We start from the raw sequence: 19520 nt of genomic DNA, 5'->3' as shown, positions 1-19520 counted from the left end.
GTCATCTTGACCTCGTAATGGTCATTTTATTGACCATGGTGCGGCGCATCATGGTCAGCACAATGAGCATTGAGCGCGCCGTAACGTTCTACGTAGTCGAGCAGCCGGTCGAACTGGGCCTGGACCGCGGCCGCGTCGGGCTGGTCATAGACGCTGTGCAGCATCGCCTTCACCGCCAGCCACATGCTCCGGTTCGCCTTCGCGACGCGACCACACACGCGCACTCGGATATCCTCCCGGCCGTGAAAGAAATCTGGCAGTACGCCGACCGCGCCCGGACGCAGCTTGGAACCGCGGACCAGCCGGTGATCTCGTACACCGGGCTCTGGCTCCTGCTCGCCCTGGTCGCTCCCGCTGCCGAAGGCAATGCCATCACCGAGGCGCTCGGGCTGTCGCCTGAGGAGGCTCGGGAGACTGCCGAGAAGCTCGTCGCCGAGGCGCACCCGACCGTCGCCGCGGCGCTCGGGGCGTGGCTGGCCGACTGGGTCGAGCCGACGACGCCGCTGCCGGTCGCTGTCGAGCCGTTGCCGGACCAGGAGACGCTGAACGCCTGGGCGGCAGAGAACACCCGCGGGCTCATCCAGTCGATGCCCGTCACGATCGGCGCCGACACCATGTTGCTGCTCGCCACTGCTCTGGTCACCACGCCGGAGTGGACGGAGCCGCTCACGATCGAGGACGGTCGCCTGGTGCTTCGAAAGGGCCTCCAGGCCATCGTCGAGACCTCAGTCGGACCGGTTGCCGTGGCTCGTCCTGGCAGCCGCGACGACGTCGATGTCTTCTCGGTCATCGCAGCCCCAGAGGTGCCTGCCGAGGGCGTCTGGGTAGCGGTATCCGAGGTCGTCGAGCAGTACGACGCAGGCGACGTGAGTCATGTGACTCACCCGGAGCACCTCACCGACGGACACGCATGGACGGTCAAGCGTGAGCGGCGCGATTATGTTGCGTACGACGCCCCCGAGCCGAACTCGGTCGTCTTCACCACCCGGCTACCGGCCTGGAACGCCGACGCCTCCCACGAGCTGGACTCGGCACCAGGGGTCGCGTCGGTAGCCTTCGGTATCGCCGCTCGTCTGCCCGAGCAGGACGGCGGCATCGAGTTCAGCTGCACCCAGAATGCGACCGCCGCGTACGACCAGAACGGCTTCAAGGCGGCAGCGGTGACAGCGATGGCATGGATGGCCGGCTCCGCGATGCCCGAGTACGTCGAGCGCAAGATCCGCCACGTCCAGGTCTCCTTCGACCGACCACACGCGGTCATCGCGATCGCTCGCGGCGGAGCCTGGGACGGCGTACCTCTCTTCGAAGCCTGGGTCACGCCCGAGATGTTCACCGCCGCCGATCCCGACTGGGCAGACGGGATGCCGATTGCCGTGCCCACCACCTGAAGGTCCAGCCGCTTCTACAGGTCCCCGACGCCATCCCGGGTCCAAGGCCCACCGACACGTTCCCGTGTCGCACTCTCCCCCGGCTCGAGATCAAGCACGTCGACGATCGTGGGGTCGGCGTCTATGAGGTGAAAGAGGTGGCCGAGTCGTCCGTTCCCGGGTGTGCCGTCTGACGTACCGATTGCCTGCCACATCCCGTCATCGGCATCGTGCGAGACGAGGAGTATCGGCTCATCGCCAGCCATGACCGGAGCCGTCGTGATGCTGGTCGTACGCAGCAACCAATGCCGTAGCCACTCCGCCCGTCCGTCCCGAGCCATCACGGTATCGACCACCGCCCATATGAACGGAAGATCCTCGTGTGCACGAGCCTGGGCCGCCGTGAGATCCGGTCCGCCCTGAGGCACCTGCTCGAATGGCTCATCGATCAGCGCGTACGCAATTCCCCCGTCATTCTCGAAGACCGCCGCATGAAACGTCCCGCCGCCCTCATTGCCTACGCCGATACCGATGGAAATGAGCCCTTCGTCGGCGTCCGAGCACCAGCCGAAGGCGTACGAGGCCAGCTCGCCACGAGGGCCGATGAACTCCCCGAACGCCCGGCGGTCCTTGCCATGCTCGGTCTCGGACTCGACCAGCCGTCCCACTTCCACCCTCAGATTCACCGCGCCAGAGTAGTGCCACGCAGCGTCGGCCCGACATCGGATTCCTCTCCGGACGCTGAGGAACCTCGGCGGGAGTCTCGCACCGCCAGCTGTTCACCAGAGTGCTTGGAAAGTATCCGCTATCTAGATACAATCCAAGCATGAAATCCAACATGGCCGCACTGAGAGTCGCCACTGTGACGTCCATGCAATGGGGCATCGTGACCTCAGCGCAAGCCAAGGCGCATGGAGTGACCCGACTCGACCTGTCTCGACTCGAGACAGCCGGCCACCTTGTACGGCTGACTCACGGCGTCTACCGGAACGCCGGCACGCCGAGCGATGAGTTCGAGGATCTGCGCGCGGCGTGGCTGAGCACGGATCCCGGCCGATTCGCAACCGAGCGACTCGATGACGGGCCGGCGGGCGTGATCGTTTCCGGTGCCTCGGCCGCCCACCTCCATCAACTGGGCGACATTCCCGCCGATCGCCACGAGTTCACCACCGAGCACCGTCGGCAGACTCAGCGACCCGACCTCCGGTATCGCCAACGTTCCGTCGCGAGCCGTGAGATCACGATCGCAGCCGGCCTACCGGTGACCACGGTCGAGCGCACCCTCGCAGACCTCGTAGAGGCCCGGACCGACCTCAGCCTGGTCGCCGATGTCCTGCGCGACGCGGTCAGCAAGACCACGGTCGATACCGCATCCCTCACGCGGCTGCTCGCACCGCTCGCGGCTCGGAACGGTCTTCGAAGCGGCGACGGGGAAGGTCTGCTCCAACGGCTTCTCGAGAGCGCGGGAGTCGATGCGGACTCACTTGCTAGACAGATCGCTGCCTCCCCGACGTACGCGACCGTCGCCGAGGTGGCCCGGAAGGTCGAGAACGTTGCCTGACCTGAAGCTGTACGGCACGCCCGCGGGCGTCGAAGCAGCCGTCAAGGAGGCCGCGCGCGCCGCGGCCGTCGCCGACCCCTCGCTCACCGTCAACGAGCGGATCCGGCTGGCACACTTCCAACGATTCCTCAGCCGGGTCTTCTCGGAGGGCCAGGACTCAGCGTGGATCCTCAAAGGCGGCACCGGGATGCTCGCCCGGCTTCCCTCCACCCGCTCGACGCTGGACATCGACCTCTACCGCGAAACCTTCACCCTCGATCAGGCCCTTGAGGATCTGCGAAGGCTGGCTGAGGTCGATCTGGGCGATCACTTCCGATTCGTCTACACGCGTCACCAACGCTCGATCGGCGGCGAGGAGCAGGCGTACACCGACGGCTACCGCGTCTCCTTCGACGTCTACATCGGTGCGCAACGGAAGTCACGGATCAACATCGACCTCGCAGTCGGTGTCAGCGTCACCGCGCCGATCAGCTCCGCCGAACCCGCCAACGGTCTCGCCCTGCCGCGCCTCCTCAGCTTCCCCTACCGCCTCTACCCGGTCGTCGACCAGATCGCCGACAAGGTCTGCGCCACGATGGCGACCTACAACGGTCGAACTTCCAGCCGGGAGAAGGATCTCGTCGACCTCATAGTGCTTGCCACCACTCAGGAGGTGTCCGGGCGCGCACTGCAGAACGCGATCGCCAAAGAGACCCGGCTGCGCCAGATGGAGCCCGCCAACCACTTCGCAGTCCCTGCCACGTGGGGAGCCGCGTACGCGAAGATGGCCAGGGCCGTGCCCTACTGCTCCTCCTACAGGACGGTCGAGGCCGCCGGCGAGCTGGCCGCCGCCTTCATCGACCCGGCCCTGAACGGTTCGGCGTCTGGCTCGACATGGCTCCCGGCGACGCTCAGTTGGCAGCATGACAACCGTCCCGTCCCCAACACCGGGGACGTGAAGCACTGACACCGCACCACATAGGCGTACCGCCGTTGTGCTGAGCAAGTGACGTTCATGGAGGAACCTGCGCCGAGCCCCGGCCAGGAGAAGCTGTACGCCGAAGATCTCGCCGACCACGGCTACGTCTGGGACCTCACCCGGGCGTGGGCACACCAGCCGGAGGCAAGAGAACAACTCGTAGGGCTGTTCGACGCCACGGCCGATGCGGCGGGGCTGACGCTGCGCGACAAGGCCGTGATCGTGATCGCGCAGGCGGCACTGGTCGGTGACGCATACTGCGCCGTCGCCTGGGGCAAACGCCTGACCGACTGGTCCGACCCACATACCGCGGTCGCCGCCCTCACCGCCGACGATGAACCGTTCAGCGAGCGCGAACAGGCCTTGGCCGCCTGGGCACGCACCGTCGCCCGCTCCCCCGGCAGCAGCACACCGGAAGACATCCAGCGTCTGCGCGACGCAGGCTTCAAGGAGCCCCAGATCGTGGCCCTGACCATCTACGCGGGGCTGCGCACCGCCTTCTCGAGCATCAACAGCGCCCTCGGTGCCCGGCCGGATCTGGCCCTCGCCGGGACACTCGACCCAGCCGTACGCGCGGCCATCACCTGGGGACGTACCTCCGAGTGATGGCGATGACTGGGACATGGGCCATCCTTGAGCCGCGACTTGGCGCACGACACGGAGTGACCACTTCTCCCTCAACTCTTGGCGCGCGGTAGACCTTCGTTCCCGCAACGAACTGGTCAGGCTGGGCTCTTCGAGAGCCGGCGCAACAGCTGCTCCGTAGATCGCCAGAGCTCGTCCTGGGCCGCAGCGTCGGTGGCTGGATCGACGGGGACGAGCTCGCGCCGCCGCTTCTCAGTCACATACAGCCCGGTTCGACCGGCGTAGCGCGCTTCGGTGGCGAGGTCGACGATGAGGTCGGCGCCGCGCGCCGGGTCGCCGACACGCAGCGTTCGGAGGACCCGCTCGAGGCCGGCGGCGAAGGGGAGCTCTCGACCGAGTCCGGTCACGTTGAAGCCGGGATCCACGCAGTTGGCCGTCACCGTCGTATCGACGAGGCGTCGAGCGAGGGCCAGCGTGAACATGATGTCGAGCAGCTTGCTCTGCCCATAGCGCTCTGAGGATCCTCGCGCCGTGAACGGGCTCGTGTCCGTCAGGACGTCCGGGATGCGGAGGTCACCGTGTCTGCGCGAGGCCTCGGAGGCCACGTTCACCACGCGGCCGGCGGGAGATCGCAGCAGGGACGGCAGAAGCTCGCGGGTCAGTACGAACGGGGCGAGGTAGTTGACGGCGACCATCTCCGGGAGCCCATCGTCCGTCAACCGTGGCTCGAAAGCGTGCAGGCCGGCGTTGTTGATCAGCACGTCGATGCGTTCGTGTCGAGACCGGATCTCCTCCCCTGCCCTGCGCACCTCCTCCGGCCGCGAGAGGTCAGCCAGGAACACCTCAGGCTCCACGGACGTCGAGTCACGTAGGGACGAGATCGTCTGCTCGGCGCGCTCTGCGCTTCGCGCCACGAGGATCAGACGGGCACCCGTGGCCGCCAGCGACGTCGCGGCGAGAGCTCCGAGGCCACTCGTGGCGCCCGTGACGACGATCGTCTGCGCTTCCGACGTCATGAGGCACCGCCGGCGCGGGTGGAATCGGGTCGCTCATCGAGCATGACGTACCTCCTCGGCCCCCTGGCCGATATAGTGGGCATATACCCATCACTCTAGACATTGATGGGTATATGCCCACTACTTAGGAGACCGCATGAATCCCGCCACCGAGCGGCTCGGCTTCGAGATCAATGCGCTCCTCAGCGCGTCGCGCGCCCTCACGGAGCGCTCCGCGGCGGCCTTCCATCAGGAGCTGCGACCGGCCGCCTTCCACATCGCCCGCTGGCTCTACGCCTACGGGCCGGCCAAGCCGAGCGCCGTGGCCGAGGCCTTGGCCATGGACCGGAGCTCCACCAGCGCGCTTCTCAAGCGCATGGCATCCCTCGACCTGACGAAGAGCAGCCGAGCACCGGAGGACGGGCGCTCCGTGCTGGTGTCCTTGACCCCGTCGGGGCGGACTCAGGTCGAGCGAGCCCTTGCGCTGCGCCAGGACGAGCTCGAACAGCGCGTCGAGGACTGGCCCGCGAGCGACCTCGACGCACTCGTGTCGCTCCTCCACCGGTTCAACCGATCGCAGCAACCGTGATGGTGCCGTCCAGCGCGTCGAGCACATCGGCGGCGTCGAAGATCTCCCCCGGTGCCCCGGCGCCAGAACGACGGCGGCGGCCGTCGAGGAGCCGGACGGCGCCCTCGACCACGATCGGCGCGGTGACGGCGTAGATGTCGCGGCCGGTCGCGGTGATCCGCTTGACGTCGGAACCCTGACGTACGAGGACGTCCACGGCGAACCGCTGGGCCGAGCGTCCTGACTCGTCGCTGGCGGTCGGCTCCGGTGTCGCCTCGTCGCGGAGCTCGGCGAGCGGAGCACTGTTGAGGTAGGAGCGGAGCTCACGTACGTCGAGGTGGTTGTTGATGGTGATCACCTCGGAGAACGGCAGCTCCACCACTGACTGCTCGCCCAGCGGCTCCGGGTAGGACCAAGCGTCGGTCGGCGCGGGGCTGGGCAGCGGGACCAGGGAGCCCTCGCGGATGACCAGGCGAGTCGCGGTGTTGCGGGCTCCGGTGATCCGGGTGCCTGCGGTCGGCCACCAGCGGTCCAACCCGATGGCGACCTCGACCTCGTCGGCCGACGACCCGCCGAGGACGGCGGTCACGAGCAGGTCGGCGAGGCCACCGTAGAACGCCATCGCCGGGACCACGGAGACGTCCATGTCTCGGGCTCGGGCGTCCAGATCTCGATAGAGCGCCTGTACGACCGGCTGCTCGGCGGTGACGTCGAGATAGTGGGCACCGGACTCGACCGCGGCCCGGGCCAGTGGGAGCGCGGTGTCTAGGAAGGGCCCGGCGCAGTTGATGACGGCGCCAACACCCGCGATCGCGTGCCGCAGCCGCTCGGGGTCGTCGAGGCCGACGACTCGGCTCTCCATGGCGGCATGGCGGGGCGCGACGTCGGCGAGACGCTCCGCGCTACGTCCGGCGAGGACGGGCGTCAGCCCGCGGCGCGTCAGCTCATCGACGACGAAACGCCCGGTGTGACCGGTGGCGCCATAGACCAGGACCTGCTCATCTGTGTTCATGGCTCCATCCTCGGGCCGGGTGTCCCGCCACACGAGTGTCTGAAACGACGTACTACGTACACTTTGCGACATGCCTCGGCTTGCCCTCGTCCTGCATGGCTCCTCGATGCTCTACGAGGTCGCGATCGCGGCCGAGATCTTCGGCGGCGACCATGCCGACCTCGCTCCAGGCGGTGAGTGGTACGACCTCGTCGTCTGCACCCCCGACGGCGCATCGCATCCCTGGCTGGCCGAGCTGCCGACGGCGTCGTACGACGCGATCGCTGAGGTCGACACCGTCGTCGTCCCGTCCTCGAACGATCTCGACGACAATCCCGACCTCTCGCTCCTCGACGCGCTGCGTGGCGCCCATGAGCGCGGCGCGCGGATCGCGTCCCTGTGCACCGGTTCGTTCGTGCTGGCCGCGGCCGGGCTGCTCGACGGCCGGGTCGCCACGACCCATTGGCTGCACGCCGACGAGCTCGCCCGGCGTTATCCGCAGGTCGACGTCCGCCCGGACGTGCTCTACGTCGACGAGGGCGACGTGCTCACCTCGGCCGGCAAGACCGCTGCGCTCGACCTCTGCGTCCACCTCGTACGCAGCGACCTCGGCGCCGCCGCGGCCAACGGGATCGCCCGCAACCTGGTCGTCCCTGCCCACCGCACGGGTGGGCAGGCGCAGTTCATCACCCCACCCGCGCAGCCCCGCGTTCCCGAGGGCCTCGCGGCCACGCTGGAGTGGGCGCGCGCCCGACTCGACCAGCCCCTGACGGTCCGCGAGCTGGCCGACCACGCCGGCCTCAGCACCCGCCAGCTCGCCCGACGGATGCAGGCCGAGCTGCAGACCGGGCCTCTGGACTGGCTGCACCACCAGCGCATCTCGCGCGCCCAGGAGCTCCTCGAGCGTACCGACGCCTCGATCGACCAGATCGCGGGCAGCTGCGGAATGGGCACAGCGGCCACGCTGCGCCGTCACTTCCACCGCACTCTGGGCGTGACTCCCACGACCTACCGGACGACCTTCCGGCTCGCCGACTGATCAGGCTGATCAGTGGGGCCGATCGAGCGCCATCCGTCCGAGGTTGCCATCCAGCTCGTCGAGGACCTCGGGCCAGGTGGCCTCGCTCGGGGGGTCGCTGTGGGCGAAGCTGCCGGCGAGCTCGAGGGTGACGTAGCCGTGGATGAGGCTGGACATCAGGCGGACGGCGTACGTCTCGCTGGGCTCGAGGATGCCATAGCTGCGGACGACGGCGAGAGCGAGGTCGGCGTTGCGGCGGCCAGCGGTGATCGCCTCGTCCACCGAGTCGGTCCGGGACTCCCCCGCCTCAGCGGGCGGGACGCGCTGGCGGGTGGTGGCGTCGTAGCGGCCGGGTGAGCGGCGGGCGAAGTCGCGGATGGCGTCGGCGTAGGCGACGAGGAGGTCGCGGCCCTCCCCCGCCGACAGGGCGGCGCTCGTGGCGTCGGCGAGCTCGTCGAGGACGTACGCGGTGACGGCGGTGCGGAGGTCGGTGGCTCCGGTGACGTGGGAGTAGAGAGTCGGCGACTTGATGCCGAGGTGGCGGGCGAGGACCGAGATCGTGACGGCGTCGAAGCCGATCTCGTCGGCCAGGTCGGCGGCGGCCGCGATCACGGCGGCCCGGTTCAGCCCGGGACGGCCCATCGGCACTCTCCTCGAATAACGAATTGCCTAACAGTTGTAGGAAACCTAGCATGGTTGGCATGAAGCCGCTGACCGAGACCGACGTACGCTCCTCGTTCGTCAACCTCACCAAGGGTGCGACCAAGCGCCTCAACCTGCCCGCTGACCTGGCCGAACGACCATGGGACGACCTCGACTACCTCGGCTGGCAGGACCCGAAAGCACCACAGAACCACTACCTCGTCACCGAGCACGACGGCAGGCTCTGCGGGGTCACCCTCCGGGCCTCACGCGAGTCCCGAGGGCCACGGAAGACGATGTGCGCGCTGTGTACGTCGGTCGGGGACGTCGCATTGCTGGTCGCCTCCCGCGCCGGTCGCTCCGGGCAGGACGGCAACTCGGTCGGCACCTACATCTGCGCCGACCTCGACTGCTCACTCAAGGCGCGCAACAAGCGCAAGCTCGACTCCCCCGTTGTCCACGAGACCCTCAGTGTCGACCAGAAGGTCGATCGGTTGCTCGGCAATCTCGACGCCTTCGTCGCGCGGGTGCTCCGGCCCGCCTGAGATCCCGACCACGCCCCGGTTTACAGATAACCACCGGAATGGGCGGTATTCCGTTAGGGCATCCACCGGCTCCGACCGGTCCCGGCTCCAGACGCTACGCACCCGGTCATGCCGCATCCGCTCAGCACTCGATGACGTTGACCGCGAGGCCGCCGCGGGAGGTCTCCTTGTACTTGATCTTCATGTCGGCGCCGGTCTCGCGCATGGTCTTCAGTGCCTTGTCGAGGCTGACCTTGTGGGAGCCGTCGCCGTTGAGGGCGAGGCGGGCGGCGTTGATGGCCTTCACGCTGGCGATGGCGTTGCGCTCGATGCACGGGATCTGCACCAGCCCGCCGACCGGGTCGCAGGTGAGGCCGAGGTTGTGCTCGATGCCGACCTCGGCTGCGTTCTCGACCTGGGCGGGGGTGCCGCCGAGGACTTCACACAGGGCGCCGGCGGCCATCGCGCAGGCCGAGCCGACCTCGCCCTGGCAGCCGACCTCGGCGCCGGAGATCGAGGCGTTCGTCTTGCACAGGATGCCGATCGCGGCCGCGGTGAGCAGGAAGCGGACGATGCCGTCCTCGATCGCGGCCTCGTCCAGGCCGGCCTGCGGCGCCACGAAACGTACCCAGTAGTGCAGGACCGCGGGCACGATGCCGGCCGCGCCGTTGGTGGGGGCGGTGACGACCCGGCCGCCCGAGGCGTTCTCCTCGTTGACCGCCAGGGCGAACAGGTTGACCCAGTCCATGACCCGGAAGGGGTCGTGGGCACCGGCGCCGGAGGCCAGGTCGCGGTGGAGCAGCGGCGCCCGGCGCGGGACGCGTAGACCACCAGGAAGTACGCCGTCGGTGACCGGGTCACGGTCGCAGCCGGCCTGCACGCAGGCCGCCATCACTCGCCAGATCTCGAGGAGGCCGGCGCGGATCTCGTCGTGCGTACGCCAGGTGAGCTCGTTCGCCAGCATCAGGTCGGAGACCCTGAACCCCTCCCGCTCGCAGATGTCGAGCAGCTCGGCGCCGGTGGCGAACGGGAAGCGTACGGGCGAGCGGTCGGGGACCACCCGTGCGGCACCGGAGGCGTGCTCGTCGACCACGAAGCCGCCACCGACGGAGTAATAGGTGCGCTCGCGCAGCACCTCGCCGGAGGCGGCGTACGCGGTGAACACCATGCCGTTGGGGTGGCCCGGCAGGCTCTTGCGCCGATGCATGACCAGGTCGGTGGCGTTGTCGAAGCCGATCGGTCGGTGGCCGCCGAGCGACAGCTCCCCGGCCTCGCGGATGGCCGCCACCCGCCCGGACGAGGCTCGCGTGTCGACGGTCGCCGGCTGCTCGCCCTCGAGGCCGAGCAGCACGGCACCCTCCGAACCGTGTCCGTGCCCGGTCGCGCCGAGCGAGCCGAAGAGCTCGGCCTTCACCCGCGCCACCTCGCCCAGCGACCCGTCGGCGGCGAGACCGTCGACGAAGATCTTCGCGGCGCGCATCGGTCCGACGGTGTGCGATGAGGATGGCCCGATCCCGATCGAGTAGAGGTCGAAGGTGCTCAGGGCCGTCGCCACGGCCGTGGAGCCGGCGACCTCGGCGGTCACGTCACTCCTCGATCAGTGCGTCATACGCCGCGGCGTCGAGCAGCTCGGGAGCGCCCGAGACGCGCATCTCGAAGAGCCAGCCGGCGCCGAACGGGTCGCTGTTGATCAGCGCGGGATCCTCGACGACGGCGGCGTTGACCTCGAGGATCTCGCCGTCGGCGGGGGCGAACAGGTCGCTGACCGACTTCGTCGACTCCAGCTCACCGCAGCTCTCTCCCCCGGTGATCTTGCTGCCCACCTCGGGCAGCTCGACGAAGACGATGTCACCCAACGCCTCGGTGGCGAAGGCGGTCACACCGACGCGCGCGACGTCGCCGCGGGTCTCGATCCACTCGTGCTCGGCGGTGTAGGACAGGTGGGTCGGGTTGCTCATGGCGTTGCTCATTTCTTGGAGTAGAAGGGAAGCTCGACGATCTCGGCGTCCTCGTGGCTGCCGCGCACGACGACCTGGAGCTTGGTGCCGGCGGCGGCGAGGTCGGGCCGGACGTACGCCATCGCGATGGGACGTCCGAGAGTCGGTGACGGTGAGCCGCTGGTGACGGTGCCGACCTCCTCGCCTGTGGCCGGGTCCACGATGGTGTAGCCGGCCCGCGGCGACCGGCGCCCGGCGGCGATCAGGCCGATGAGCACGCTGCGCGGGCCCTCGTCGCGGCGTACGGCCAGGGCGGCGTCGCCGACGAAGCCGTCGGGCTTGTCGAAGGAGACGACCCGGCCGAGGCCGGCCTCGAAGGGCGTCGTCTCGCGGGTCAGCTCGTGGCCGTAGAGCGGCATGCCGGCCTCGAGCCGGAGGGTGTCGCGGCAGGCGAGCCCGGCGGGCAGGAGCCCGTGCGGCGTACCAGCCTCGGTGATGGCCTCCCAGACCGCGACGGCCGACGAGGGCGCGCAGTAGATCTCGAAGCCGTCCTCCCCGGTGTAGCCGGTGCGCGCGAGCAGGACGTCGACGCCGGCGACCGTGCCGGCATCGATGGCGTAGTAGCGCAGGGAGGGGACATCCAGGTCGGTCAGGGCTGCGACGATTGCGGCCGAGGCAGGACCCTGGACCGCGATCAGCGCCCACTCCGCGGAGGCGTCCCGGACCACGGCGTCGTAGCCCTCGGCCCGCGAGGCCAGCGCCGGAGCGACCACACCGACGTTGCTCGCGTTGGCAACGACCAGGTAGCGCTCCTGCTCGAGCCGGTAGACGACCAGGTCGTCGATGATGCCGCCGTCCTCGGCGCAGATCATCGAGTAGCGGGCGCGACCGAGGCCGATCGCCGAGGGCCGGCCGACCAGGGCGTGGTCGAGGGCGCGTCCTGCCTCGGGCCCGGTCACCTCGATCTCGCCCATGTGGGACAGGTCGAAGAGGCCCGCGGTGGTGCGTACAGCATTGTGCTCGGCGGTCTCCGAGCCGTAGCGGACCGGCATGCTCCAGCCGGCGAAGTCGGTGAACGAGGCGCCGAGCGACTGGTGGATCGCATGCAGAGGGGTAAGGACAGGTGCTGTCATGTGCGGGAGGCTCCCTGCTGATGGGTGCCGCCAGCGGCACCCGTGGACGGGTGACCTCCCCGCTCTGTCATCGCTACCTGAGAGCTTCACCGCCCGATCGGGCGGTTTGCACCGTGGGTGCAGGATCCGTCGGATCCTGACTTTCCAGAGGTCGCCTCACCGCGGCGGTCATGGGGGCCTGAGAGATTCTGGGGAGGTTTGCTCCTTCGGCGCCTCACCCGGGATGGGCAAGGACTCTCCCGCTGCGGTTCGAGTGGCGGATGTGAAGTTGTGCGGCAAACCTAGGTCTGGCTACCTCGGCCGTCAAGATCCGGGCGCCTCGGCCGACCCGACACCCACTAACGGGAACTGTTCTCACCCGCTCTACGATGGCTCGGTGCCACCGACCAACGCCAGCACCCGGGTCCCCGTGGTCATCCTCACCGGCCACCTCGGGTCCGGGAAGACCACCCTGCTCAACCATCTGCTGCGCCAGCCCGGCGCCCGGGTGGGCGTGGTCGTCAACGACTTCGGCGACATCAACGTCGATGCCGGACTCGTCACCGGCCAGATCGACGAGCCGGCCTCGATCGCCGGCGGCTGCCTGTGCTGCCTGCCGGACGCCGGCGGCCTCGACGACGCGCTGGAGAAGCTGACCCACCCGCGGCTCGCGCTCGACGTGGTCATCGTCGAGGCCAGCGGGATCGCCGAGCCCGGCACGCTGGCCAAGCTGGTCCGGTTCAGCGGCGTCGAGCGGGTACGCCGCGGTGGGCTCATCGAGGTCGTCGACGCATCGGCCTACTTCGACACCCTCGACGACGGCCGAGGTGAGGCTCCGGTCCGGTTCGCGGCCGCGTCCCTGGTGGTGGTCAACAAGACCGACCTGGTGCCGGCAGCCTCTCGGGACCGGATCCTGGCCCGGATCGAGGCGCGGGTGCGGGAGCACAACCCCGAGGTCCAGGTGGCGTACGCCGTGGGCGGCCGCATCGACCCGCGGCTCGTCTACGACGCCGCGGTGCCCGAGGACCCGCCCGACGAGCTGCCGATCGCCGCGCTGCTGCGCGAAGCGGCCGCTTCGCACGAAACCCATCAACATGCCCGGGCGGTCACCGTGACGACCCCGGGCACCATCGAGCCGGCCCGTCTGGTCGACCTGCTCGAGGAGCCGCCGGCGACGGCGTACCGGGTCAAGGGGACCGTCGCCGTCGCGACCGGCCAGGGACCGCGCAGCTACCAGGTGAACCTGGTCGGACGCAGTGCCCATGTCGCCGCAGCGAAGCGTGCGGCCGACCCGGTGAGCGAGCTCGTCGCCATCGGCCTGGATCTCGAGACCGACGCGGTCCGCGAGCGGCTCACGGCGGCCCTCGCCCCGGCCGAGCGGCCGAGCACCGAGGGCCTCCACAGGCTGCGCCAGTTGGTCCGCGTCAGCCTCTGACAGCGATCAGCCGGCGCGGCGCACGATCCGTTCCATGTCGGTGATGATCACCGAGCGCGACTCCAGCCTGACCCAGCCCTTGGCCGCGAAGTCGGCGAGCGCCTTGTTGACCGTCTCCCGAGCCGCGCCCACGAGCTGCGCGAGCTCCTCCTGGGTCAGGTCGTGGCGTACGCGGAGGCCCTCGTCGGTCTGTTCGCCGAACCTCTCCGCGAGGTCGAGCAGAGCCTTCGCCACCCGGCGGGGCGCGTCGGAGAAGACCAGGTCACCGATCACGTCGTTGGCCCGGCGCAGGCGGCCCGACAGCAGGGCGAGCAGCCCACGGGTCACGCTCGGGCGCCCGTCGAGCAGGCCCAGCAGGTCGTCGTGCGACAGCGAGGCGAGCTCGACCTGGTCGGTGACGGCCGTGACCGTGGAGGAGCGCCGACCGGGGTCGAAGAGCGACAGCTCGCCGAACACCTGGCCCGGCCCCAGGATCGCCAGCAGGCTGTCCTGCCCGTTGGCCGCGGCACGGCTCAGCTTCACCTTGCCGTCCACGACCGCGTAGAGCCGGTCGGCGGCGTCGCCCTCGTGGAACAACACCTCGCCTCGCCTGAGGCGTGCCTGACCCATCGTCGCGAGCAGCGCCGTCATCGACTCGTCGTCCAGCTCGCTGAAAAGCGGCGCGTGCCGAAGCACGTCTTGATCCATTACCCAGGCGCTCCTGTCATTGCTTTACCGAAGACATCAGCCTAGCCAGATCCAGGCCCTCCACATCGGTTGTGTGGCCCGCATCGCACCCCTGTCGAGTGCGTTCTTCGCCACACCGGACACGGCGGGAAGGCTCGGCGACCCGGCGTGGTTGACCCGTTGTGAAGCTCTCCATGCTGGACCGGTCCCGCACGCGGGTGGGGTACGCCGAGGGCGCTGCGCTGACCCACACGATCGAGCGGGCGGTGGCTGCCGAGCGGCTCGGCTACCACCGGTTCTGGGTCGCCGAGCACCACGCGGTCCCGGGGATCGCGTCAGGGTCGCCGCCGGTGCTGCTCGGTGCGCTCGGCGCGCACACGTCCACGATCCGGCTCGGGTCGGGCGGGGTGATGCTGCCGCACCACCAGCCGCTGGTCGTCGCCGAGCAGTTCCTCATGCTCGAGGCCCTCTATCCCGACCGGATCGACCTCGGTCTGGGACGCACCCTGGGCTTCACCGCACCCGTACGCCGCGCACTGCGGCAGGATCTCGACGACCCGGACACGTTCGCCGAGGACATCGAGGAGCTCCGCGGCTACCTCGACCGCACCGCCGCTGTCACCGCGCGGCCGGCCGCCGCGCACCGGATCCCGATGTTCGTGCTCGCGACCGGGAAGGGCGTCGCGCTCGCCTCGCGCCTCGGGCTGCCGGTCGTCGTGGGCGGTCCGGTGCTGGACAGCCCGCGGCTGAACGAGCTGCTGGGGGCGTACCGGAAGGACTTCCGGCCCTCGTCCCGAGCGTCTGGGCCCTCGGTGACCGTCTCGGTCGACGTCTTGGTCGCCGACACCGACGCCGAGGCCGCCGAGCTCGCCCTGCCGGAGGCGTGGGCTATGGCCAGGTCGCGGCAGACCGGCGAGTTCGGTCCGCTCGAGCCGGTCTCGACGATTCGCGACCAGGCCTGGTCGAACCAGGTCCGCGAGCGGGTCGAGGCCCATCTCGCCCGTACGACCGCGGGCTCTCCCGCGACCGTCCGAAGGCGGCTCGACCAGCTGGCCGAGGCCACCGGAGCCGACGAGCTCCTCGCCTTCACCTCGACCTATGACCGCGATGCCCAGCTCACCTCCGACGCCGAGCTCGCCGGGATCATGACCGCGTCCACCCACCGCCGAGTCGGCTCATCCTGACCGAACTCCCAGCCGAGTCGGCTCGTCCTGACGGAAAAGCTCGCCGAGTCGGCCCGTCCTGACCGAGAAGCTCGCCGAGTCGGCTCGTCTTAACGCGCCGACTCGGCGAGGAATCTCGTCAGGATGAGCCGACTCGGGCGATCCATTGCGAGACAGATGCACCGACTCGCCCTCATGCAGGAAGCCCTGACTCAGGTCCGGACCTAGCCTTCGTGGTCAGGCTGTGGGCAGCCTCCAGGAGGAGGCGGCCGAGCTCGGCCTGGCGGGGCGGGGCGAGGCGGGCCTCGATGCCGGTGATGGTGAGCGCTCCGTAGGGCTGCCCGTGGGCGTCGAAGACGGCAGCACCCAGACCCCAGCTGCCGACCACGATGAGGCCGGGATTGACCGCGAAGCCGAGCTCACGGGTCGCGGCGACACGCTCGCGGAGGGCCGCCGCCGAGTGCTGCTCGCCGTAGGCCGCGACCAGATCGGTCCGGGCCAGGTAGGCCTCCCGCCGCGACTCCGGCATGAAGGCAAGGATCGCCAGGCCGGCCGAGGCCACGCCGAGCGGGAACCGGATGCCCTCGTAGAGCACGTGCGAGCGGATCGGGAAGCTGCCGTCCTCGCGCAGGACGCAGACCGTCTCCTCGCCGCGCCGGATCGAGAAGAAGGCGCTCTCCCCCGTCTCCCGGGCGATGTGCAGGACCGCCGCCCGGGCCGCCGGGGTGATGTCGTGACGGGTGGTCGCGGCGGCGCCGAGCAGGAAGCACTCCGGGCCCAGGTGCCAGGCGGCGGTGTCGTTGTCGCGCTCGACCAGCCCCTCGTCCTGCAGCGCGCTGAGCAGCCGGTGGGCGGTCGGGCGCGGGATGGCGGCGGTCGTCGCGAGCTGGGTGGTCGTCGCGCCCTCGGGCTCGCGCGCAGCGAGCAGCCGCAGCAGGGTTGCGCTGCGGCGGATGACGCTGGGACCGGGTTCCATGGGACGTACGATAGGCGACGTCCGTTCAGTGGACGCATCTGCGGCAGCGGGGTCGTTCTCCGAGAGATCGAGCGTGAAATCGCGCTCACCTATTGACCGAACACGCTGCCCATCCTTGACTGATCATCATGGACAAGGTCATCTCCTCAGCCGCCGAGGCGGTCGCGGACATCCCGAACGGAGCGACCCTCACGGTCGGCGGCTTCGGGTTGTGCGGCATCCCCTCGGTGCTCATCAATGCTCTGCTCGAGGCCGGCGTGACCGACCTCGAGGTGGTCTCCAACAACGCCGGTGTCGACGACTGGGGCCTGGGCCTGCTGCTCGGTGCCGGACGCCTGCGCCGGGTCGTCGCCTCGTACGTCGGTGAGAACAAGGAGTTCGCGCGGCAGTACCTCTCCGGCGACCTCGAGGTCGAGCTGACCCCGCAGGGCACGCTGGCCGAGCGGATGCGTGCCGGCGGCTCCGGCATCGCCGCCTTCTACACCCGCACCGGCGTCGGTACGCAGGTGGCGCAGGGCGGGCTGCCGTGGAAGTACGACGACGCGGGCAACGTCATCAAGACCTCGCCCGAGAAGCCGGTGATGACCTTCGAGACGCCCGACGGCGAGCGGGAGTTCGTCCTCGAGGAGGCCATCGTCGCCGACTTCGGCATCGTGCGCGCCTGGAAGGGCGACCGCCACGGCAACCTCGTCTTCAAAGACTCCGCCCGCAACTTCAACCCGCTGGCCGCGATGGCCGGGCAGATCACGATCGCCGAGGTCGAGGAGCTCGTCGAGCCCGGCGAGCTCGCGCCGAACGACATCCACCTTCCGGGCGTCTATGTGCACCGGGTGGTGCCGTTGACCCCGGAGCAGGCCGCCGACAAGCGGATCGAGAAGAGGACGGTGCGCTGACATGGCATGGACACGTGAAGAGATGGCCGCCCGCGCCGCCGCGGAGCTGGTCGACGGCGACTACGTCAACCTCGGCATCGGGCTCCCGACGCTGGTGCCCAACTACGTCCCCGACGACGTCGAGCTGGTGCTGCAGAGCGAGAACGGCATCCTCGGCACCGGCGCCTACCCGACCGAGGACGCCGTCGACCCGGACCTGATCAACGCCGGCAAGGAGACGGTCACCGTACGCAAGGGCGCCTCGTTCTTCGACTCCGCCACCAGCTTCGGGATGATCCGCTCCGGCAAGATCGACGCCGCGATCCTCGGGGCGATGCAGGTCTCCGCCGGCGGCGACCTCGCCAACTGGATGATCCCCGGCAAGATGGTCAAGGGCATGGGCGGCGCGATGGACCTCGTCCACGGCGCCAAGAAGGTCGTCGTGCTCATGGAGCACGTCGCCCGCGACGGCTCCTACAAGATCGTCGAGGAGTGCTCGCTCCCCTACACCGGCCTCGGTGTCGTTCAGCGCATCATCACCGACCTGTGCGTCCTTGACATCACCCCCGAGGGCCTGCGCCTCGTCGAGCTCGCTCCGGGCGTCACGTTCGGTGAGGTCGAGGAGAAGACGGAGCCCCGCATCCTCCGCTGATCGCCGAGAGGTCAGCCGCGTCGGCCGAAGCGTCAGCCGCGTCGGCCGAGAGGTCACGGAGTGACGTCTCGGCCGACCGGGGTGACGGCTCGACCGACCGGGGTGACGGCTCGGCCGACGGGGGTGACTTCTCGGCCGACGTGGGCGACGGCTCGGCAGGTCTGCGACAATGTGCGGCGTGGATTTGAGGGTGGTGCGGCCGACGCGCGGGAGCGTATGGCTCGCGCTGCTCGCGGCCGTCGAGATCACCACCGGGTCCAGCCTGGCGCACCTGGCCGGCGGCGGGGAGCTGCCGGACGCGTTGTGGCTGGTGGCGACCGGTTTTGCCGCGTTCGGCGCCGGGGTCGTCGTGCTGCAACGACGAGTCGGGATCGTCCTGGGGGCGGTGCTCGCCGGCGCGGCGCAGCTGGGGATGCACGAGGCCTTCGAGGCGTACGCGGCGCCCGCCGCCCACGCACACGACGCCGGTGCGGGCGAGACCTCGATGCTGGTCGCGCACACCGCGGCCGCGGTGCTCACCGTGGTCGTCTGGATGCTGCACCGCCGGGCCTGGCAGGTCATCTCCCGGGCGTCCGCCACGCCCCGGAACCCGATCCCGTTCCGCCTGCCGGTCCAGGCCCAGCCGGTCGTGCCGCGCGCCGGGCTGTGGACGTACGTCGCTGCCGGCCGGGGTCCGCCGGTCCTCGCCTGAGGACCCGACCCCGACAACTGGGCATCGCCCAGCAGCAGACACTCCACAGAAAGCAACAACCATGTCTCGACGTACCCTTGCGCGCCTCGGCGCGCCCGCCATCGCTGCCGCGGCCGTCACCTTCCTCGTCGCCGCCCCGGCCTCCGCTCACGTCACGGTCACCCCGACCGAGACCGCGGCCGGCGCCTACACGGTCCTGACCTTCAGCAACGGCCACGGCTGCGAAGGCTCGCCGACCAAGCAGATCACGATCCAGGTCCCCGAGGGGATCAACGACGTGACGCCCACGCGGCAGCCGTTCTACGACGTCAAGGTCGTCACCGAGAAGCTCGCCGAGCCGCTCGAGGACGCCCACGGCAACAAGCTCACCGAGCGCGACTCCTCGGTCGTCTACACCGCCAAGACGCCGCTGCCCGACGGTCAGCGTGACGCCTTCGAGGTCTCCCTGCAGCTGCCCGAGGAGGAGGGCACGCTCGCCTTCCCGGTCATCCAGACCTGCGTGAAGGGCGAGACCGCCTGGGTCGAGGAGGCCCCCGAGGGCGCCACCGAGGAGCCGGAGAACCCGGCTCCGTCCTTCGAGGTCACCGCAGCTGAGGCCGAGGACGGTCACGGCCATGGCGCCGAGGAGTCGGCCGAGAAGGCCGAGCCGGCCGCCGCGGAGGTCGAGGACGGCGACAGCAACGTGTGGGGCGCTGTCGGTGCCGGCGCCGGCATTCTCGGCCTGATCGCGGGCACGACCGCCCTCGCGCTGGGGCGTCGTAAGGCGTGAATGCTCCCCTGACGCGCCGGCCCGGCCTCGACCGGCCC

The 19520-nt window shown here is 69.7% G+C and carries 22 protein-coding genes, 1 pseudogene and 1 riboswitch; of the genes and pseudogenes, 13 read left to right on the top strand and 10 right to left on the bottom strand.

Going from position 1 to position 19520, the window contains the following annotated elements; translation table 11 throughout:
• Window positions 1-62: 62 nt before the first annotated feature.
• A pseudogene (locus ACFV9G_RS16320) lies at window positions 63-191 on the bottom strand (IS256 family transposase); the annotation flags it as partial.
• 51 nt (window positions 192-242) lie between these two features.
• Between ACFV9G_RS16320 and ACFV9G_RS16315 the strand changes: the two are divergent.
• A complete protein-coding gene (locus ACFV9G_RS16315; protein WP_378728530.1) occupies window positions 243-1388 on the top strand; it encodes a hypothetical protein in 1146 nt (381 codons plus the stop codon).
• A 14-nt stretch (window positions 1389-1402) separates the two neighbouring features.
• Here ACFV9G_RS16315 and ACFV9G_RS16310 read toward each other — a convergent pair whose 3' ends face one another.
• Window positions 1403-2053 (bottom strand): hypothetical protein, encoded by a 651-nt coding sequence (locus ACFV9G_RS16310; protein WP_378728529.1) that lies wholly within the window; start codon window positions 2051-2053, stop codon window positions 1403-1405.
• 140 nt (window positions 2054-2193) lie between these two features.
• Between ACFV9G_RS16310 and ACFV9G_RS16305 the strand changes: the two genes are divergently transcribed.
• Genes ACFV9G_RS16305 through ACFV9G_RS16295 form a run of 3 tightly spaced genes read left to right on the top strand, consistent with a single transcriptional unit; the run spans window position 2194 to window position 4492 of the window.
• The gene (locus tag ACFV9G_RS16305; RefSeq protein WP_378728528.1) at window positions 2194-2928 is read left to right on the top strand and encodes a type IV toxin-antitoxin system AbiEi family antitoxin domain-containing protein; all 735 of its coding nucleotides are present in this window, start codon (window positions 2194-2196) and stop codon (window positions 2926-2928) included.
• Window positions 2921-3874 (top strand): nucleotidyl transferase AbiEii/AbiGii toxin family protein, encoded by a 954-nt coding sequence (locus ACFV9G_RS16300; RefSeq protein ID WP_378728527.1) that lies wholly within the window; start codon window positions 2921-2923, stop codon window positions 3872-3874. The genes ACFV9G_RS16305 and ACFV9G_RS16300 overlap by 8 nt, the downstream gene beginning before the upstream one ends.
• Window positions 3875-3922: 48 nt before the next feature.
• Complete coding sequence (locus ACFV9G_RS16295; RefSeq protein ID WP_378728526.1) at window positions 3923-4492, top strand: carboxymuconolactone decarboxylase family protein; 570 nt, start codon at window positions 3923-3925, stop codon at window positions 4490-4492.
• A 116-nt stretch (window positions 4493-4608) separates the two neighbouring features.
• Here the strand turns inward: ACFV9G_RS16295 and ACFV9G_RS16290 are convergent, their stop codons facing one another.
• Complete coding sequence (locus ACFV9G_RS16290) at window positions 4609-5487, bottom strand: SDR family NAD(P)-dependent oxidoreductase (protein WP_378728525.1); 879 nt, start codon at window positions 5485-5487, stop codon at window positions 4609-4611.
• Between the two features lie 136 nt (window positions 5488-5623).
• Here ACFV9G_RS16290 and ACFV9G_RS16285 point away from each other — a divergent pair, with 136 nt between their 5' ends.
• Window positions 5624-6055, top strand: coding sequence for a MarR family winged helix-turn-helix transcriptional regulator (locus ACFV9G_RS16285; RefSeq protein WP_378728524.1), 432 nt, complete (start codon window positions 5624-5626; stop codon window positions 6053-6055).
• Here ACFV9G_RS16285 and ACFV9G_RS16280 read toward each other — a convergent pair.
• Window positions 6033-7046 (bottom strand): saccharopine dehydrogenase family protein, encoded by a 1014-nt coding sequence (locus ACFV9G_RS16280; protein WP_378728523.1) that lies wholly within the window; start codon window positions 7044-7046, stop codon window positions 6033-6035. The two genes, ACFV9G_RS16285 and ACFV9G_RS16280, sit on opposite strands and share 23 nt — an antisense overlap.
• Before the next feature lie 70 nt (window positions 7047-7116).
• Here ACFV9G_RS16280 and ACFV9G_RS16275 point away from each other — a divergent pair, with 70 nt between their 5' ends.
• The gene (locus tag ACFV9G_RS16275; RefSeq protein ID WP_378728522.1) at window positions 7117-8064 is read left to right on the top strand and encodes a GlxA family transcriptional regulator; all 948 of its coding nucleotides are present in this window, start codon (window positions 7117-7119) and stop codon (window positions 8062-8064) included.
• A 9-nt stretch (window positions 8065-8073) separates the two neighbouring features.
• Here the strand turns inward: ACFV9G_RS16275 and ACFV9G_RS16270 are convergent, their stop codons facing one another.
• A complete protein-coding gene (locus tag ACFV9G_RS16270) occupies window positions 8074-8685 on the bottom strand; it encodes a WHG domain-containing protein (RefSeq protein WP_378728521.1) in 612 nt (203 codons plus the stop codon).
• Between the two features lie 59 nt (window positions 8686-8744).
• Here ACFV9G_RS16270 and ACFV9G_RS16265 point away from each other — a divergent pair, with 59 nt between their 5' ends.
• Entirely contained in the window at window positions 8745-9230 is a 486-nt protein-coding gene (locus ACFV9G_RS16265; protein ID WP_378728520.1) for an FBP domain-containing protein, read from the top strand.
• A 121-nt stretch (window positions 9231-9351) separates the two neighbouring features.
• Here the strand turns inward: ACFV9G_RS16265 and ACFV9G_RS16260 are convergent, their stop codons facing one another.
• From ACFV9G_RS16260 to gcvT, 3 genes are read right to left on the bottom strand one after another with little or no spacing between them, the layout of a single operon-like run.
• Window positions 9352-10764, bottom strand: a complete 1413-nt coding sequence (locus tag ACFV9G_RS16260) for an L-serine ammonia-lyase (protein ID WP_378728582.1) — start codon at window positions 10762-10764, stop codon at window positions 9352-9354.
• Between the two features lie 31 nt (window positions 10765-10795).
• Window positions 10796-11167, bottom strand: coding sequence for a glycine cleavage system protein GcvH (gcvH, locus tag ACFV9G_RS16255; protein WP_378728519.1), 372 nt, complete (start codon window positions 11165-11167; stop codon window positions 10796-10798).
• 8 nt (window positions 11168-11175) lie between these two features.
• On the bottom strand, window positions 11176-12279 hold the full coding sequence (gene gcvT, locus ACFV9G_RS16250; protein ID WP_378728518.1) for a glycine cleavage system aminomethyltransferase GcvT: 1104 nt from the start codon (window positions 12277-12279) through the stop codon (window positions 11176-11178).
• Window positions 12280-12434: 155 nt separating this feature from the next.
• Window positions 12435-12531: riboswitch (glycine riboswitch) on the bottom strand.
• Window positions 12532-12655: 124 nt separating this feature from the next.
• On the opposite strand from gcvT, the gene ACFV9G_RS16245 reads away from it, so the two are divergent.
• Window positions 12656-13693: a CobW family GTP-binding protein gene (locus ACFV9G_RS16245; RefSeq protein WP_378728517.1), complete on the top strand. Its 1038-nt coding sequence runs from the start codon at window positions 12656-12658 to the stop codon at window positions 13691-13693.
• A gap of 6 nt (window positions 13694-13699) precedes the next feature.
• On the opposite strand, the gene ACFV9G_RS16240 is transcribed toward ACFV9G_RS16245, so the two are convergent.
• Window positions 13700-14380, bottom strand: a complete 681-nt coding sequence (locus ACFV9G_RS16240; protein ID WP_378728515.1) for a Crp/Fnr family transcriptional regulator — start codon at window positions 14378-14380, stop codon at window positions 13700-13702.
• Between the two features lie 161 nt (window positions 14381-14541).
• Between ACFV9G_RS16240 and ACFV9G_RS16235 the strand changes: the two genes are divergently transcribed.
• The gene (locus tag ACFV9G_RS16235) at window positions 14542-15543 is read left to right on the top strand and encodes an LLM class flavin-dependent oxidoreductase (protein ID WP_378728514.1); all 1002 of its coding nucleotides are present in this window, start codon (window positions 14542-14544) and stop codon (window positions 15541-15543) included.
• 172 nt (window positions 15544-15715) lie between these two features.
• On the opposite strand, the gene ACFV9G_RS16230 is transcribed toward ACFV9G_RS16235, so the two are convergent.
• Window positions 15716-16498: an IclR family transcriptional regulator gene (locus ACFV9G_RS16230; RefSeq protein WP_378728513.1), complete on the bottom strand. Its 783-nt coding sequence runs from the start codon at window positions 16496-16498 to the stop codon at window positions 15716-15718.
• 128 nt (window positions 16499-16626) lie between these two features.
• Here ACFV9G_RS16230 and ACFV9G_RS16225 point away from each other — a divergent pair, with 128 nt between their 5' ends.
• The 4 genes from ACFV9G_RS16225 to ACFV9G_RS16210 all read left to right on the top strand — a co-directional run bounded on the left by ACFV9G_RS16225 (window position 16627) and on the right by ACFV9G_RS16210 (window position 19482).
• A complete protein-coding gene (locus ACFV9G_RS16225; RefSeq protein WP_378728512.1) occupies window positions 16627-17391 on the top strand; it encodes a CoA transferase subunit A in 765 nt (254 codons plus the stop codon).
• 1 nt (window position 17392) lies between these two features.
• The gene (locus ACFV9G_RS16220; RefSeq protein ID WP_378728511.1) at window positions 17393-18022 is read left to right on the top strand and encodes a 3-oxoacid CoA-transferase subunit B; all 630 of its coding nucleotides are present in this window, start codon (window positions 17393-17395) and stop codon (window positions 18020-18022) included.
• Between the two features lie 169 nt (window positions 18023-18191).
• Window positions 18192-18713, top strand: a complete 522-nt coding sequence (locus ACFV9G_RS16215; protein WP_378728510.1) for a cell division protein FtsQ — start codon at window positions 18192-18194, stop codon at window positions 18711-18713.
• 61 nt (window positions 18714-18774) lie between these two features.
• Complete coding sequence (locus ACFV9G_RS16210) at window positions 18775-19482, top strand: YcnI family protein (protein WP_378728509.1); 708 nt, start codon at window positions 18775-18777, stop codon at window positions 19480-19482.
• Window positions 19483-19520 lie beyond the last annotated feature (38 nt).

Origin of the sequence: Nocardioides sp. NPDC059952 (genome assembly GCF_042730435.1) — a bacterium.
Classification (GTDB): Bacteria; Actinomycetota; Actinomycetes; order Propionibacteriales; family Nocardioidaceae; genus Nocardioides.
The sequence above is the reverse complement of the archived record's forward strand: the minus strand, read 5'-3'. Positions and strand labels throughout refer to the sequence as shown.